Source organism: Sphingobium sp. TomMM7A (assembly GCF_055397305.1).
Window position 1 is genome coordinate 1,867,112 of sequence record NZ_AP027311.1, and the last position, 15,902, is coordinate 1,883,013.

A 15,902-nucleotide genomic window follows, 5' to 3' on the forward strand; every position below is an offset into this window, starting at 1 on the left:
GGGGACTGCTAAGCGCGCGCCCATGCAAGATGCGGAAAAGTCCATGCCGCGCGGCGGCGCGCGTTCGTCCCTTGGCAGCCTCGCCATGCTGTGGCGGTTCGCCACGCGCTATCCCGGACGGATCGCCGCCGCGCTCGCCGCGCTGATCGTCTCATCCGCCGCGACGCTCGCTATCCCCAGCGGCTTCCGCCTGGTCATCGACCGCGGATTCATGGGCGGCGGCGATATCAGTCGTTGGTTTCAGTATCTGGCTTTGATCGTGCTGATCCTTTCCCTGGCGACAGCGGCACGCTTCTACTTTGTGTCCTGGCTTGGGGAACGGGTGGTGGCCGATATCCGATCGGCGACGCAGGCCAATCTGCTGCGCCTAGAACCCCGCTTTTTCGAAGAGAACCGGCCATCTGAAATCGCGTCGCGGATGACGGCGGACACCGCTATCATTGACCAGATCGTCGGCTCGACTGTGTCTGTCGCCCTGCGCAATCTGGTCACCGGGGTTGGTGGCCTCATCTACCTCTTCGCGCTCGCGCCCAAGCTCGCGGGCCTTCTGGTACTTGGCATCCCCATCATTCTGGTCGTGATGATCAGCCTCGGCCGCCGCGTACGGCTTCTCTCCCGCGCCAGTCAGGACAGGCTGGCCGCCGTCGGCAGCGTAACGTCCGAAGTGCTGGGCGCCATGAAGATCGTTCAGGCATTCGGGCAGGAAGCTCGGGAATCCGCGCGGTTCGACACGACAGTGGAAGCAGGATTTGCGACAGCCCGGCGCCGTATCCTCCTCCGCGCGGCGATGACGGCGGTTGTCATCGCTTTGGTCTTTGGATCGATCACTGCGGTGATGTGGCAGGGCGCCCTGGATGTCGCGGCGGGCAGGCTTTCGGGCGGCAGTATCGCGGCGTTTGTTCTCACCGGCGGCCTGGTTGCGGGCGCATTTGGCGCGCTGTCGGAAACCTGGGGCGACCTGCTCCGGGGTGCTGGCGCGGCGAGCCGCTTGAATGAGCTTATGACGGCAAAGCCCGAAATCGTCGCTCCTGCTTTGCCCAAACCGATTCCCCAACTTCCACAAGGCGCGAACCTCCAGTTCGATGGGGTGCATTTCAGCTATCCCACGCGACCGGGCGATGCCGCGCTGCACGGCATCTCGATCGATATTGCGGCGGGTGAAACAGTGGCAGTCGTCGGGCCGTCAGGTGCAGGCAAATCCACGCTGATACAGCTCGCGCTACGCTTCTATGATCCTGAGACCGGGGTTATCCGGCTGAATGGCGTCGATCTGAAGGATGCCGACCCGGCAACGGTTCGGAATATGATGGCGATGGTTCCGCAAGACAGCGTTATCTTTGCTGCATCGGCGCGGGACAATCTGCGCTTTGGCCGCTGGGACGCGTCGGACGAGGAGATTTGGGGAGCAGCGCGTGCGGCCAATGCAGAGACGTTTCTGCGCGCCCTTCCCGAGGGGCTGGATACATTTTTGGGCGAAGGTGGAGCCCGACTGTCCGGGGGTCAAAGGCAGCGCCTTTCCATCGCGCGCGCCCTGCTCCGCGATGCACCGATCCTGTTGCTGGACGAGGCGACCTCTGCGCTGGACGCGGAATCGGAGCGGCTGGTCCAGGACGCACTAGCGCGCCTGATGCAAGGGCGCACGACAATCGTCATCGCCCATCGGCTGGCAACGGTTCGCGCTGCTGACCGGATCATCGTACTCGATAATGGTCGCGTGGTGGAACAGGGCAATCATGCCGCACTGATGATCGAAAAGGGGCTGTACGCGAGGTTGGCGACCCTTCAGTTTCAGGATGCGCCAGCGGCCTGAGGCAGATCGGCCTTCAAAGCTATTTTATCCGCTGATCCTGACGATATGATCAAGGATGGCGGGATGCAGGGGCCGTTCGAACCGGCAACCTGCTTCATGGCCCCGTGTCCAAAGAACTTGAGCGCGTCGTCCCTCGAATCCGGGCAGCATGACCCAGAGGGAATCACCTGCGGCCAGCTTCATGAAGCTCTGCAGAAGGAAGCCATGAACAGACAAGTCGGCGACGCTGCTTTTGAACCAGTTCTCGCTTGGCCGCCTCACTTTGACGGGCACCTGAACATAGCGCCGGTCAGTCTGGCGACCGCGCTTTTGGTTCAGGTCCATGTGCAATTCAGCGCCCATGATCAGATGCGTTCCTTTGGGTGGAACTTCTCACATTACGGTTAAGGAACCGTTGAGGCAGGGACCAAAAAAAAGGGCCGCCGAAGCGACCCTTTAGATAACCAAAAGCTGATTGCGTCACCCCAGCCCGCGCCCGGAAACGGGAAGTCGAACATTCCCGGCCAGACGGCGGCGGCGTAGCCAGCTCTTAGAAGTTTCCATATTGTTCATTGCCCACGAAGCCCAGCTTCGTGACGCCAGCGCGCTTGATCTCGGCCAGAACCTGATCAACGACGACATAGCGGGTCGCAGCATCGGGCTGGAACTGCAATTCGGGTTCGACCGGCAACCGCAGCGACTGCTGCAGATACTGACGCAGGGTCAGAAGGTCGATGGCCGAACCGTTCCAGGTGATGATTCCGCCAGCATCAATCGCAACCTTGTTCTTGACAGGGTCGATGACGCTGTCGGTCGGTGGCGCGTTCTGCGGTAGGTCGATCTTGACCGCGTGGGTCTGGATCGGGATCGTGATGATGAACATGATGAGGAGAACGAGCATGACGTCGATCAACGGCGTCGTGTTCATGTCCATCATCGGCTCGCCATCATCTTTTCCGGCGCTCATTGCCATGGGGCGATACTCCTAAAAACTTAGAGCCGCTGCACCGTCGAACCCGGTTCGGGTTCGGAGATGAAGCCGACCTTCGGGAAACCGGCGCGCTGCATCGTGTAGATGGTGCCACCGATGCACCGATAGGGGGTATTGATGTCCCCACGAATGTGTACTTCGGGCAGATCCTCAGGCGTCATGTTTTCAACGCCACCCGCCTTCTTGATGTCCGCTTCAAGCTTCGCGACCGCGCGGTCGAGCAGTTCGTTTGAAGACACCCTGGTCAGGTTCCAATAGACCGCACAGCTGCCGTCTTTGGCCTGCGTGATCGATAGCGACACATTTTCCGGCTTCGTGGTCGTGGGCTCGAAAGCGACCTTGGGGAGCTGCAGCTGAACCGTCTGGACGACGACCGGAATCGCGATGAGGAAGATGATGAGCAACACCAGCATGACGTCGACGAGCGGCGTCGTGTTGATGTCGGACATCGGCTTGTCTTCACCGCCGTCGGAGCCAACACTCATTGCCATTGATAATTTCCTAACATGCGTGTCGATGGCGCCCCGTTATTCGGGACCCATGGCCGGTGGGGAAGCAGCGGTCGCAGCCGTCCACTAACCCCCACACCGGCTCCTTGACCCAATCAGGCCTTGGTCGGAGCAGCAGCCGTCTTGGCGGCAGGCGCAGCCGGGGCAGTCGCGAACGAAGGCTTAACAGCGCCGTTCGACACCAGGTGAGCCAGCAGATCGACGGTGAAGCCATTCAGCTGTTCGGCGATCGACTTGTTGCGACGCTGCAGGAAGTTGTAGGCAAGCACGGCGGGAACGGCCACGGCCAGACCCAGCGCGGTCATGATCAGAGCTTCACCGACCGGACCGGCAACGGCGTCGATCGAGGCCTGACCGGCAGCGCCGATCTTGATGAGCGCGCGATAGATGCCGATAACCGTACCGAACAGACCGATGAACGGCGAAGTTGCACCGACGGTCGCGAGGAACGCCAGACCACCGCCCAGCTTCGAGTTGATCGAGGCTTCCGAACGGGCAAGCGAACCGTGCAGCCAGTCATGGGCTTCGACAGGATCGGTCAGCTTGGTGTGTTCTTCCTGAGCCTTGATGCCGTCATCGACGATCTGCTTGTAGGCCGAGTTCTTTTCGAGCTTGGCCGAACCTTCCTTGAGGGTCGGGGCGCGCCAGAAGGTTGCACGAACCTTCTTGCCCTGATTGAGGACCTTCTGCTGTTCGATCAGCTTGGTGAAGAGGATGTAGAATGTGCCCACCGACATGGCGCAAAGGATGAGGAACACGGTCCAGGCGATGGTGCCGCCCTGCTGCAGGGCCTCCATCAAGCCGTAAGGGTTCTCCGATTTCGGCGCGGCCGCGGCTGCGAGATACATCAACATTTTCAAGACTTCCCTCTCAAAAGGATCAATAGAAGGGGAAGGCGGCAGCGGCGCCAGCCTTCCCGTTACAATTATTCAGGCAGTCGCCAGGTGATGCGACCATTATAGGTATCCGACATCGGGCCACCCCCGGCTGCCGTGGCCGGTTTGAACTTCGCGCGGCGCGGCAGGAGACGGCAGGTCGCCTCATCGAGATCGGAATGACCGGTCGAAGAGGTGATGGTGCAGCTCGTGACGCGACCGTCAGGGCCGATCTCGAGCCGGAAACCCGCTGTACCCGAACGCTCCTCACGCTGCGCGCGGCTCGGATAGTCCGCATCGCTAAGCCAGCTGCCGGGCGAACTGCGCGGCGTTGCACGCGAAGCAGGCACTGCAGGTGGCGGCGGCGGTGGTGGCGGTGGAGCAGCAACCGGAACCGGGTTGAAAACCGGCGGCGGCGTACGCACCGTGGCAATGGCCGGCGCGGGGGCTGGCGTCTGGACGATCGGCGGAGGCGCGACCACTGGCGGCGGCTCGACCGGCTGGTCTGGCGGCGGCGGCGGCGGCTCCTCATCCGGTGGCGGCGGTTCCTCCTTCACGTCGATCACGTTCAGCTGTTCCGCCGCCTTTTTGACATATTTCATGCCAAGGCCGGTAACAAAGGCATAACCCAGAACAGCGTGAATCAGGGCGACGATGACGATCGAGATCGTACGACTCGATCCTTGCGAGTGGTCAGCATAGGCCATTCGGCAACGACACTCCTTAACTCAACTTACCATTGTTATAAGCAAACAAGCCAAAAATGGCCCTAGTTGACCAGGTCGTCCCTGGCCACCTTTGGCCCCCTTCCGCGCATTTGCTACCGCGCAAACTCCTATCGCGGCGCATCGTGGCACGCAAACGCTTTATCGACAGGATAATTTCCGATTAGCATTTTAATACAGAATGACTTGCCTGTGACAACATTGTCACGGATGACTTTAGGCAGGACGAACATGCAAAGAAAATCCTCCATGACCTTCAAAACCGCCGCCGCAACATGCCTCATTTTCGCCGCATCTCCGCTGGTTTCAGCGGCCCAGACGAGTGATGGCACAAAGTCCGCCACCCTTTCCTATGCCGATTTCGCGGATTTGGCAGACGCGGCTCCGCTGGTAGCCGTAGCACGCATCAGCAGCATAATTGCACTACCCGAAAAAACGGTCCAAAATGTCCCGCCCGGTCAAAAACGGGTCTTTGTGGAGGCCGAAGTCACATCACTGATTCGCGGCGAAGGGGGAATCAGTCCACGCGTCCGCTATCTTTATGATGCGCTGTTGAATGGCCGAGGAAAGCTTCCCAAGCTGAAGAAAACGCAGGTCATCCTGTTTGCTCGTCCAGGAGGACGGCCGGGAGAAATCCAGTTGGTGGCGGGCGACGCTCAAATTCCTGCCACGACTGCAGCGATCGAGCAGGTGAAGGCCATTCTGTCTGAACTGGTAGCTCCCAACGCACCGCCTCGCATCATCGGCCCTGGCGACGCCTTCCACGTGGCAGGCACGGTCGCGGGTGAAGGCGAGACACAGATTTTCCTGCGAACGGCCACGGGGGATCCGGTATCCCTTTCCATCCTGCGCCGCCCAGGGCAGCAACCGAAATGGGCCGTTGCCCTGGGCGAAATCGTCGATGAAGCGGCGCGGCCGCCCGCACTAGGAAGCCTTCTCTGGTATCGCCTGGCTTGCAGCCTGCCGCCCACCCTGCCGGGCTCCTCGGTTCGCGCGCTGGCTCCTGTCGATGCGGAGGCGGCTCGGATCGATTATGCCTTTGTCATCCAGTCACTGGGCAATTGCGGCCGCACCCGTTCCGCGCGTTGACACCCCCGAACGCGCCGTCCTTGTCCTTTTTCTTGGACAGCGGCGCGTTGGCGGCTATCAGCGCGGCATTATATCAGCCTGAGGACAGCCACTATCATGACCAATCTTCACCGCCATGCCCCGCTGCGCGTCGCGCTTGTCGGCCTTGGCACGGTGGGCGGTGGCGTGATCCGGCTGTTGCAGACAAATGCAGACCTGATCGCGCGTCGCGCGGGCTGCCCGATCCAGATCGTCGCCATTTCCGCGCGTGACCGCAACAAGGACCGGGGCGTGGACCTGTCGCCCTATGAATGGGTGGACGACATGACCACCCTGCCCGGCCGCGACGATATAGATGTCGTGGTGGAGTTGATCGGGGGCGCCGACGGCCCGGCGCTCACCCTCGCCCGGCAGTGTCTTTCGGCGGGTAAGCCGTTCGTCACGGCCAACAAGGCCATGCTGGCCCATCACGGCCTTGACCTTGCCACGCTGGCGGAGAAAGCCGGCATTGCCCTCAAATATGAAGCGGCCGTTGCCGGGGGCATCCCGGTCATTAAGGGCCTGCGCGAAGGCGCCGCCGCCAATGAGATCAGCCGCGTCTATGGCATCCTCAATGGCACCTGCAACTACATCCTGACCACGATGGAGAAGGAAGGGCGCGGTTTCGACGATGTGCTGAAGGAAGCGCAGGAACTGGGCTATGCCGAAGCGGACCCGAGCATCGACATCGACGGTGTCGATGCCGCGCACAAGCTGACCATTCTTGCCAGCCTCTCTTTCGGCACGGAACTGGACTTTGGCAGCGTCGCGGTAACGGGCATCCGCCACGTCATCGCCGCCGACATCGCCGAAGCAGCGGCCATGGGTTATCGCATTCGCCTGGTCGGGATGGCCGAAAATGGACAGGGCGGGTTATTCCAGCGCGTTCACCCCATGCTCGTCCCCCTCGATCATCCGCTTGCCCATGTCGACGGTTCACTCAACGCCGTCGTGGCCGAAGGCAATTTCGTCGGCCGCCTCTTCTTCCAGGGCCGGGGCGCAGGCGATGGTCCTACAGCATCGGCCGTGGTCGCAGATCTGATCGACGTCGCGCGCGATGAATATGGCGATGCCCTGGCGATGCCGGTCTCGGCATTGGCGCGGCAACCGGCAGCGGACGCAGGCGCGCGGATTGGCCGCAGCTATCTACGCTTCAAGGTACAGGACCGCCCCGGCGTCCTCGCCGAGATCGCCGCTGCGACGCGCGACGCCGGTGTGTCGATCGAAAGCATGATCCAGCGCGGCGCAAGCCACGATGACAGCGTGCTGATGGCGATCGTCACCCATGCGGGGGAAGAGCGCTGCGTCCTCGATACGCTTCGGCGGCTCGCGGGATCGGACAGCCTGCTCCAGGCCCCGATGGTCATGCATATTCTCGATTGAAAAGGGCTGCCGTTTAACGGGCCGCGAAGCTGCGCATCAAAGTCTCGCGCAAAGGTTCGCCAAGTTTGAACACGCGCAGACGGGCTTGCTTGGGGCAACCCATGTTTCCGATAATCCGGCACGGCCGCGCGTCGAAGCGATAGGCGCTCATCTTGTTGTCCGCGCGTTTTGCGCTGCCTTCCAACGGCAGGCGGCCCGAAGCAGGCCGACCGGACATGCACAGCGTCGGCACCGCCTGGCACGGGGCTGCCTTAGCCGAGATAGGTTGAGGAGGATGAGCCGCTGACTGAAGGAGGCTGGCAGCAAGCAGCGCGGCGATCATCACTTCGACCCCTTGTCATTGTTGGCATTTTAACGCCACAGACGACCTTCCGTTGCATTGGCGCCGCGAAAAGCAGGCTGAGTCCGGGTGGATGGCTCGACAAGGCGGGGATGACCTCCTATCGCGCTGATCACAAAGAGACAGCAGAGGGATTATCATGGTGCAGGCTAGCTCAGTTCTCGATCGCGTCCTGGTGCTTGAGATGGTGCGTGTCACCGAAGCGGCCGCCATCGCCGCCTCGAAGCTGATTGGACGCGGCGACGAAAAAGCGGCTGACGCTGCCGCTGTCGAAGCGATGCGCATGGCATTCAACGACCTCTACATGGACGGCACCGTCGTCATCGGCGAAGGCGAACGCGACGAAGCACCGATGCTCTACATCGGTGAGAAGGTCGGCAACGCGATCGGATCAGGCCCGAAGATCGACATCGCCCTCGATCCGCTGGAAGGGACGACGATCACGGCCAAGGCTGGTCCCAACGCGCTCGCGGTTCTCGCCATTTCGGAAGAAGGCGGCTTGCTGAACGCGCCCGACGTTTACATGGAAAAGCTGGCGGTGGGTCCGGGCTATCCGGACGGCATCATCGACCTCAACAGGCCGGTGAAAGAGAATGTCGAAGCCGTAGCTAAGGCGAAGGGCGTTCATCCCCATGAGATCATCGTCTGCGTTCTCGACCGCCCCCGGCATGAAAAGCTGATTGCGGAACTGCGCGCGATCGGATGCGGCATCATGCTGATCCCCGACGGCGACGTCGCCGGTGTGATCGCGACCACTGATCCGGAAACGAATATCGATATTTATATGGGTTCAGGCGGCGCGCCTGAAGGCGTGCTGGCGTGCGCGGCACTTCGCTGCGTCGGCGGTCAGTTCAAGGGTAAGCTGCTGTTCCGCAATGACGACGAGCGGGCGCGGGCGTTCAAATGGGGCATCACCGATCTCGACAAGGTTTATGACCTCAAGGAGCTGGCAAAGGGCGACTGCATCTTCGCGGCGACCGGCGTTACCGACGGCTCCCTGCTCGCGGGCGTCAAGCGGCTGCCCGGTGGCAAGCTAACCACGGATAGCGTCGTGATGCGCGCCAGCACCGGGACGGTTCGCTGGGTAAAGGGCGAGCATCATCTGGACCGGAAGCATTCCTGACCAGAATGAAACGCCGATAACGAAAAAAGGGGGCTGATGGCCCCCTTTTCTATTCGCTCCGGTCAGGCTGCCTCAGCGCCCAGCCCGGTGATTGAGATCGTGCCCCAGGGCCAGCGTCACCACACCAAACAATGTGTAAGCGCTTTCCTGCCATCCATGGTCCAGGGTCATGGCCCCTGCCATTATGCCCAGACCCAGCGAGCCGACGGCCGCTGGCATCATGAAGCCATGTTCCATGGCCCCATGCCCAAGCGCCACCGCCCCCAGCAGGATAGCGAGCACAAGCCCAACCTCATGGAAGAGAGGATTCTCAAAAACCCCGCCAGCCGACGCAAGAACGCCGAGCAGGACCGCCGTGCCGATGCAATGCGCGACGCACATGCCCGACACCGCAATCGCGATGCGATCGATGCGGCCATTTGACAGGCGAGAGCGGATACTGGTTGGCATGGTAGCCAGTACATAGGCCAGACCAGATGAAGTTACAACATATCATCTGACATATTCGTCAGGATCGGAGATGCGTTTTCGGGAAGCCCGGTGGCCGGTTCAGGCGGCAAGTCGCAAACAGTTTCGCCCGCTATTCTTGGCGCGGTAAAGGGCCTTGTCCGCAACATCGAGCAGATCCGCCCTGCTCGCTCGCCCGTCAAGTTCAACGAGTCCTGCGCTGAAGGTAATGGCGATCGATTCGCTGCCGACGGCGCTGATGCGCTGCGCGGACACCATGTTCCGTAAGCGCTCGCACACCATGCTCGCGCGCTGGATATCGGTGCCCGTCAGAAGGATCGCAAACTCCTCTCCGCCAAGCCTTCCGATACTGTCCCCGCCGCGCAAGCCAGGACGCAGGCGCTCGACGAAGCTGGAGAGCACCTTGTCCCCTACCCCGTGGCCGTAGCGATCATTGACCGATTTGAAATGATCTATGTCGATCATCAGCAGACAGGCATTGGCGCCTCGCGCCACCCGTTTGATTTCCTGGTCGAGTTTTTCGATGAAGGCCCAGCGGCTGTCGGCGCCGGTCAGCGTATCCACGGCCGCGACGCGCTGCAGCGCCCTCTGCCGCGCCTTGTGCCGCGACATGTCCCTGATCGTGCTGATCACCCCGGTAGGAAGGCCCTGTTCGTCCAGCACGGCACGCGTGACCATCTCGCACCAATCGACCCCATCGGTGAAAGCTGCCGGGCGGAACTCTACTGTCTGCACGTCGCCCGGCCGTGCCAGAGCGCGCTGATGAGCCCCGTGAACCTCCGCGCGATCCTTGGGATCGACCATGATGTCCGCCGAACGGCCCACGAGCACCGCGGGCGCGCAGCCGATCTGCTCGGCCGCTGAAGGCGAAGCATATTGGATGATGCCATCAACGCTGACGTTCAACACCAGGTCGCCGCTATGTTCGGCTATGGCCCGATATCGGGCCTCGCTCGCCTGCAGCATCTGGAACAATCGGCGGCGCCCGTTCAGTTCGGCTGCAAGCGGCATGGACAATAGAAAACTGAAAGCCAGGAAGAACTGGAACAGCTGTGTCCGTTCACCGACGCTACTCGCCACTAAGTTCAGCGGCCCGTAGCCCGTCATCGTCGCCGCCCCGCCGATCAGAGCGAGTAGCACGACGGCGGCAGCTGTTCCTAATGAGCCGACCCGGAACGCGATGGCGACCAACGGCAAGAATAGCAGGAACAGCATCGGATAATGTGCAAGGTAGAATATATGGACGACCATGGCCGCGAAGAGGGCCAGGAGAGCCAAAGCCTCCAGCTTCTGCCTGCCGGATGTCTCCCGAGTCCAGGCGCGAACCTGTCCCTGCAACAGCATCGTCAGTATCGGTGTGCAGACCAGGCCGCCCAGCACATGGCCGCTATACCATTGCAGCCATGAAGCGCTAAAGGACACGGGCGTAAGGGTTGAGGCGACAAGCGCCGCAGCCGTGCCAGCGAGGATATTAGCAGGGATGCAAAGTGCAAGGACGAAGACGAGGAGGGAGCGCTTCGACCCGTCACTCAGGTGGACGGGTATGAATCGGCGGCAAAGGACCGCGACGATCAGCGATTCGGCGATGTTGATGAATGCCATGGGCAGGGCTGCCCAAGGTCCCATGCCAAACAGCGACGTCGATATGATGCTGGCAATACCGCAAGCCACGATTACACGCGGCCAATAGCTGGTTTCCGATGTCTGCAATTCCGCCATCAGCAACGCGTTGGCGGCCCATACAAAAGCGAGTCCCCCTTCGAACCGCGAGCATAGCATCGCCAGCGTCGCCATCAGGAAATAGGCAATGCCAGCAACCAGCGGCGTCAGTCTGGAAGAAGGAGAACGGAGAATGGCAGGCATGACGCCTTCTGCCTAAGCAACCATCCTTAATATATAATAACCATGAGGGGGCGCCGGACGACGACAAAAGCATGACTTTCATCATCTTACAGTTTGGGCAGACGTGCTTTCGGCAGTTCAGGCCTTTTCCAGCGTACATTGAAGCGGATGCTGGTTCTGCCGGGCGAAGTCCATCACCTGGTTCACCTTTGTCTCCGCCACTTCATAGCTGAAAATGCCGCAAACCCCGACGCCGCGTTGGTGCACGTGAAGCATCACGCGCGTGGCTTCTTCCATGTCCATGCGGAAAAACTGCTGAAGGACATGCACGACGAATTCCATCGGCGTGTAGTCGTCGTTCAGCATCAATACCTTGTAGAGAGACGGCTTCTTGGTGCGGGCGCGGGTGCGCGTCGCGATGCCGACATTGGGACCGCCAGGGCCTTCACCCTGATCATCCTGGTCCCGGCCCGCCATCTTCTCCCGATATCTGCTAATGCTGCTCATGACGGGTGAGGATATGGCGATTCCAGCCCTTAAGGCAAGGGGCGCAGATTGCAGGTCATCGCGCAAGGAATGGTGGTAACCAAGAATAGCGGCTCTCACCCCGGGGATGAGAGCCGCTTCATTCTTTCAAGCCATTTACCGCCGATCAGGCGGCGAGCGACTTTACCTTGTCCGTGACAACGGTAACGCGTGCGGTCAGCGGCTGGGCGACTTCGCCAGCCAGCTTGATCAGCGCTTCGCTGCTCTTCGCGGCTTCCTTGGTCAGCTCGTCAAAGCTGCTCGAGAAAAGCTGGCTCTGCAGCTGGAAGAATTCCGTCGGCGTCTTGACCGTCGAGAAGCTCTTGAGCGAGGCAGTCGCCTTCTCGAAGTTCTTGCGGCTGTAATCGACAGCTTCCTGGCTCAGGGTCTCAATGCCCTTGGCAGCGATCTTGCCCGATTCGACCAACGCTTCGACATTGCCCTTGGCGATGTCGCTCAGCTCTTCGATGGCCTTGGTCGACTTTTCGACGCCAGCCTTGGCCTTCTCGTTCAGACCGGCATAGGCCGTCTCGAACTTGGCCTTGGTCTCTTCAGCGAACTTCTTTCCGGTTTCGATCACGTCGTTCATCATCTTGGTTCCTTCTGTGGCAGGCAGCATGGTGGGCTCTACCGGCCCGGCCTCGGACGAAAGGCTCTTGGTTTCTTCGACTTCGATGGCGACCTCTTCGACCAGCGGCGCTGGTGCATGAGGGGCCGGATCAATTTCTGGCGGAACAGCCGGTTCGGGCGCTGCATCGACCGCCGTGGTGGCGGCGACGATCGCGACCGGGTCAGGCTTTGCGGCTTTAACCGCCGCCTTCTTGACCGCCACGGCCTTCCGCGCTGGCGCAACCTTTGGGCTGACGCTCACCGCTTCTTCCGCAGCCTTCAATGCTTCAGCCGCCGACAATGTAGAGCCGGGCGTCTTGGCCGCTGCCTTGCGGCGAGCAGGCTTTGGAGTGACTGGCATAAAAGGTTCTCCGTTGCTGCAGTGCACAATATATAATTCAAAGCGCAAACGCAATAATTTTTGTGCAGTGCAGCAAAAACAGATTGGCGGAGAAATCGGTCCTTGTTTTACCCGTCTGAAATCAGCGTGTTTTATGAGGCTTAGCGCTCTCTCACATAGCGGCCAGGCGCATCCTCTATGGCCTTCAGGGAACCGGCGCCCGGCACCCGTCCGCCGTCTTTGGCAGAGACCATCGAATCACCATGAGAGCGAATCCATTCGATCCAGTCCGGCCACCAGCTTCCCTTCGTCTCCTTCGCGTTCGCCACGAAGTCGGCAAGGCTGGCAGGCAGTTCATCGCAGGACCAATATTGATACTTCCCCGCCGCCGGAGGATTGACCACGCCCGCGATATGGCCAGATCCAGCCAGCAAGAACCGGATCGGCCCAGCGAAGTGGGATGTGATCTTCCACACGCTTTCGGGAGGAGCGATATGATCTTCCCGTCCCGCCTGAACATAGGCGGGCGTTTTGACCTTGCTCAGATCAAGCGGCGTTCCGTCGATGGTCAGTGCCCCCGGCACCACCAATTGGTTGTCGCGATAAAGCTGCGTCAGGTAATTTTTGTGCCAGCACGCGGGAAGATTGGTGGTGTCGCCATTCCAATATAGCAGGTCGAACGGCGGATAATCCTGCCCCAGCAGGTAATTATTGACCACATAGTTCCAGATCAGGTCGCGGCCGCGCAGCAGGTTGAACGTCGCGGCCATATAGCGCCCATCCAGGAAGCCCCCGGTCGAAAGCTGGTCAACCAGTTTCATCTGCTCATCGTCGACGAACAGGCCAAGATCCCCCGCCTCGCTGAAGTCCACCTGCGCCGTGAAGAAGGTCGCGCTTGCCACCTTGTCCGCTTCGCCACGTTCGGCAAGATAGGCCAGGGTCGCGGCGAGGGTGGTGCCGGCCACGCAATAGCCGATCGTATGGACGCTCGGCACGCCCAGCAGTTCGCGCACGGTGTCGATCGCGTCGACCTGGCCCCGGACGATATAATCATCCCAGAGCAGGTCCTTCATCGATGCATCGGCCGATTTCCACGACAGCAGGAAGACGCTGATCCCCTGGTCGGTCGCCCATTTGACGAAGCTTTTTTCCGGTGACAGGTCGAGTATGTAGAAGCGGTTGATCCACGCCGGAAAGATGACGAGCGGCGTTTCCAGCACCTTGTCCGTGGTGGGCGCGTAGTGGATCAGTTGGTAAAGCGGCGTTTCCTTGATCACCTTGCCCGGGGTGGTCGCGATGTTCCGGCCAAGCTCAAAGACGGTGCCGTCCGTCTGGGTCAGCTGACCTTTTTCCATGTCCGCCAGCATGTGCTGGAGGCCCTTGACCAGATTTTCGCCCCCGCTCTGCAGGGTCTTTTCCATGACGAGGGGGTTGGTCAGCGGAAAGTTGCTGGGCGCCACCGCGTCCAGCATGCCGCTGGTGGCGAAGCGCAGCTTTGCCTTTTGCTTGGGATCTACCCCATCCACCGCGTCCGTCAATTTCAGCAGATAGTCCGACATCAGCAGATAGCTTTGCCGGATCAGGTCGTAGAACGGATGCTTGGTCCAGGCGGGGTCAGCAAAGCGGCGATCCTTGCGCGCGGCAGGGCTTTCGGGAGGCGGAGCGTCCGGCTGGTCGCGAAGCATGCCGCCTGAGTCAAGAAACCGCTGCCACAGGGCCAGACCTTCATTGGCAAAGCCTGTCTGAATGCGCGCCACCGCATCTGGATCGAATGGCATCGTCCTTCCCGTGGCTCCGGCTGCCTGCTCCAGAATGAGCTGCTGCGCCCGGCCGACGACTTGCGTCCATTGCTGCATCTGTTCCAGCGTAGGCAGATGAGGCTCGTTGAGGTTCTGCGCTTCCATGGCCACCTTCCTCCTCCTGGCATCCTTTATGTCCGCCGCTTTCGCTGGCGTGAGCCAATCTGGCGGGCTATAGCCAGAGCGCATCGCGCGAAAGTGCGTGCAGCACTATTCCCCATGGAGACCTTTCAGGAAAGCCCTATAATGTCCGAAGAATTTTACCGCATGAAGCGTCTGCCGCCCTATGTCATCGCTGAAGTCAACGCGATGCGGGCCGCCGCGCGAGCCGCGGGTGAGGACATTATTGACCTCGGCATGGGCAATCCTGATTTGCCGCCACCCGACCACGTCATCGCCAAGCTGTGCGAAGTCGCGCAAAAGCCGAGCGCCCACGGCTATTCCCAGTCGATGGGCATCCCCGGACTGCGCAAGGCGCAGGCCAATTATTATGGCCGCCGCTTCGGCGTAGACCTCGATCCGGAGACCGAGGTCGTCGTGACCATGGGGTCGAAGGAAGGGCTTGCCAGCCTCGCGACCGCGATCACCGCGCCGGGCGATGTCGTGCTGGCACCCAATCCCAGCTATCCGATTCACATGTTCGGCTTCATCATCGCGGGCGCGACCATTCGCTCGGTCCCGACGACGCCGGATGAAAATTATTGGAAGTCGCTGGAACGCGCGATGGCTTTCACCGTGCCGCGTCCTTCCATTCTGGTCGTCGGCTATCCCAGCAATCCTACGGCCGAAACGGTCGATCTTGCCTTTTACGAACGGCTGGTCGCCTGGGCGAAGGAAAATAACGTCTGGGTCCTGTCCGACCTTGCTTATTCCGAGCTATATTATGACGGCAACCCGACGCCTTCCATCCTGCAGGTTCCGGGAGCCAAGGATGTCGCGGTCGAATTCACCTCGCTCAGCAAGACCTATTCCATGGCGGGCTGGCGCATCGGCTTCGCGGTCGGCAACCGCAAACTGATCGCGGCGCTCAAGCGGGTGAAGTCCTATCTCGACTATGGCGCTTTCACACCGATCCAGGCAGCGGCCTGCGCGGCGCTGAACGGGCCGCAGGACATCGTCCAGAAGAATCGCGAACTCTATCACAAGCGTCGCGATGTCATGGTCGAGGCGTTTGGCCGCGCTGGCTGGGAAATTCCGGCGCCCAAGGCGTCGATGTTCGCCTGGGCTCCACTGCCCCCCGCGCTCAAGGATATGGGTAGCCTGGAATTTTCCAAGCAGCTCCTGACCCATGCCAAGGTCGCGGTAGCCCCCGGCGTCGGCTATGGTGAGGATGGCGAAGGTTTCGTCCGCATCGCCATGGTGGAAAATGAGCAGCGGCTGCGGCAGGCGGCGCGCAACATCAAGCAGTATCTGAAATCCATGGGTATCAACACGCCCGCCAAGGGCGCGGCCTGACGGAAGCGGCGCCGGGTTAAAG

General features: G+C 61.0%; 16 protein-coding genes. 5 read left to right on the plus strand and 11 right to left on the minus strand.

What is annotated here, in order from left to right:
* Nucleotides 1–22 precede the first annotated feature (22 nt).
* Nucleotides 23–1,810, plus strand: a complete 1,788-nt coding sequence (locus tag ACZ5ZH_RS09300; protein WP_464771330.1) for an ABC transporter transmembrane domain-containing protein — start codon at nt 23–25, stop codon at nt 1,808–1,810.
* Between the two features lie 24 nt (nt 1,811–1,834).
* Here the strand turns inward: ACZ5ZH_RS09300 and ACZ5ZH_RS09305 are convergent, their stop codons facing one another.
* The 5 genes from ACZ5ZH_RS09305 to ACZ5ZH_RS09325 all read right to left on the minus strand — a co-directional run bounded on the left by ACZ5ZH_RS09305 (nt 1,835) and on the right by ACZ5ZH_RS09325 (nt 4,871).
* Nucleotides 1,835–2,152 (minus strand): PilZ domain-containing protein, encoded by a 318-nt coding sequence (locus ACZ5ZH_RS09305; protein WP_464771331.1) that lies wholly within the window; start codon nt 2,150–2,152, stop codon nt 1,835–1,837.
* A gap of 187 nt (nt 2,153–2,339) precedes the next feature.
* Nucleotides 2,340–2,762, minus strand: coding sequence for an ExbD/TolR family protein (locus ACZ5ZH_RS09310; protein ID WP_196224597.1), 423 nt, complete (start codon nt 2,760–2,762; stop codon nt 2,340–2,342).
* A gap of 20 nt (nt 2,763–2,782) precedes the next feature.
* Nucleotides 2,783–3,271: an ExbD/TolR family protein gene (locus ACZ5ZH_RS09315; protein WP_449474193.1), complete on the minus strand. Its 489-nt coding sequence runs from the start codon at nt 3,269–3,271 to the stop codon at nt 2,783–2,785.
* 113 nt (nt 3,272–3,384) lie between these two features.
* Nucleotides 3,385–4,143, minus strand: coding sequence for a MotA/TolQ/ExbB proton channel family protein (locus ACZ5ZH_RS09320; protein WP_449474194.1), 759 nt, complete (start codon nt 4,141–4,143; stop codon nt 3,385–3,387).
* Nucleotides 4,144–4,214: 71 nt separating this feature from the next.
* Entirely contained in the window at nt 4,215–4,871 is a 657-nt protein-coding gene (locus ACZ5ZH_RS09325) for an energy transducer TonB (RefSeq protein ID WP_460986806.1), read from the minus strand.
* 267 nt (nt 4,872–5,138) lie between these two features.
* Between ACZ5ZH_RS09325 and ACZ5ZH_RS09330 the strand changes: the two genes are divergently transcribed.
* Complete coding sequence (locus ACZ5ZH_RS09330; RefSeq protein WP_464771332.1) at nt 5,139–5,978, plus strand: hypothetical protein; 840 nt, start codon at nt 5,139–5,141, stop codon at nt 5,976–5,978.
* A 96-nt stretch (nt 5,979–6,074) separates the two neighbouring features.
* Nucleotides 6,075–7,379: a homoserine dehydrogenase gene (locus ACZ5ZH_RS09335; protein WP_464771333.1), complete on the plus strand. Its 1,305-nt coding sequence runs from the start codon at nt 6,075–6,077 to the stop codon at nt 7,377–7,379.
* Between the two features lie 13 nt (nt 7,380–7,392).
* Here ACZ5ZH_RS09335 and ACZ5ZH_RS09340 read toward each other — a convergent pair whose 3' ends face one another.
* Nucleotides 7,393–7,704 carry a hypothetical protein gene (locus tag ACZ5ZH_RS09340; RefSeq protein ID WP_464775172.1) on the minus strand — a complete coding sequence of 104 codons (312 nt, stop codon included), beginning with the start codon at nt 7,702–7,704 and terminating at the stop codon, nt 7,393–7,395.
* Nucleotides 7,705–7,858: 154 nt separating this feature from the next.
* On the opposite strand from ACZ5ZH_RS09340, the gene glpX reads away from it, so the two are divergent.
* On the plus strand, nt 7,859–8,842 hold the full coding sequence (gene glpX / locus ACZ5ZH_RS09345; RefSeq protein WP_464771335.1) for a class II fructose-bisphosphatase: 984 nt from the start codon (nt 7,859–7,861) through the stop codon (nt 8,840–8,842).
* 72 nt (nt 8,843–8,914) lie between these two features.
* On the opposite strand, the gene ACZ5ZH_RS09350 is transcribed toward glpX, so the two are convergent.
* The 5 genes from ACZ5ZH_RS09350 to ACZ5ZH_RS09370 all read right to left on the minus strand — a co-directional run bounded on the left by ACZ5ZH_RS09350 (nt 8,915) and on the right by ACZ5ZH_RS09370 (nt 14,530).
* Nucleotides 8,915–9,292 carry a MerC domain-containing protein gene (locus ACZ5ZH_RS09350; protein WP_460986811.1) on the minus strand — a complete coding sequence of 126 codons (378 nt, stop codon included), beginning with the start codon at nt 9,290–9,292 and terminating at the stop codon, nt 8,915–8,917.
* A 99-nt stretch (nt 9,293–9,391) separates the two neighbouring features.
* The gene (locus ACZ5ZH_RS09355) at nt 9,392–11,173 is read right to left on the minus strand and encodes a sensor domain-containing diguanylate cyclase (RefSeq protein WP_464771336.1); all 1,782 of its coding nucleotides are present in this window, start codon (nt 11,171–11,173) and stop codon (nt 9,392–9,394) included.
* Nucleotides 11,174–11,290: 117 nt separating this feature from the next.
* Nucleotides 11,291–11,659 carry an ATP-dependent Clp protease adapter ClpS gene (clpS, locus tag ACZ5ZH_RS09360; protein ID WP_449474206.1) on the minus strand — a complete coding sequence of 123 codons (369 nt, stop codon included), beginning with the start codon at nt 11,657–11,659 and terminating at the stop codon, nt 11,291–11,293.
* Between the two features lie 145 nt (nt 11,660–11,804).
* Entirely contained in the window at nt 11,805–12,647 is an 843-nt protein-coding gene (locus ACZ5ZH_RS09365) for a phasin family protein (RefSeq protein WP_464771337.1), read from the minus strand.
* A gap of 140 nt (nt 12,648–12,787) precedes the next feature.
* On the minus strand, nt 12,788–14,530 hold the full coding sequence (locus ACZ5ZH_RS09370; protein WP_464772625.1) for a PHA/PHB synthase family protein: 1,743 nt from the start codon (nt 14,528–14,530) through the stop codon (nt 12,788–12,790).
* A gap of 141 nt (nt 14,531–14,671) precedes the next feature.
* On the opposite strand from ACZ5ZH_RS09370, the gene ACZ5ZH_RS09375 reads away from it, so the two are divergent.
* Nucleotides 14,672–15,880, plus strand: a complete 1,209-nt coding sequence (locus tag ACZ5ZH_RS09375; RefSeq protein ID WP_196224609.1) for an LL-diaminopimelate aminotransferase — start codon at nt 14,672–14,674, stop codon at nt 15,878–15,880.
* Nucleotides 15,881–15,902 lie beyond the last annotated feature (22 nt).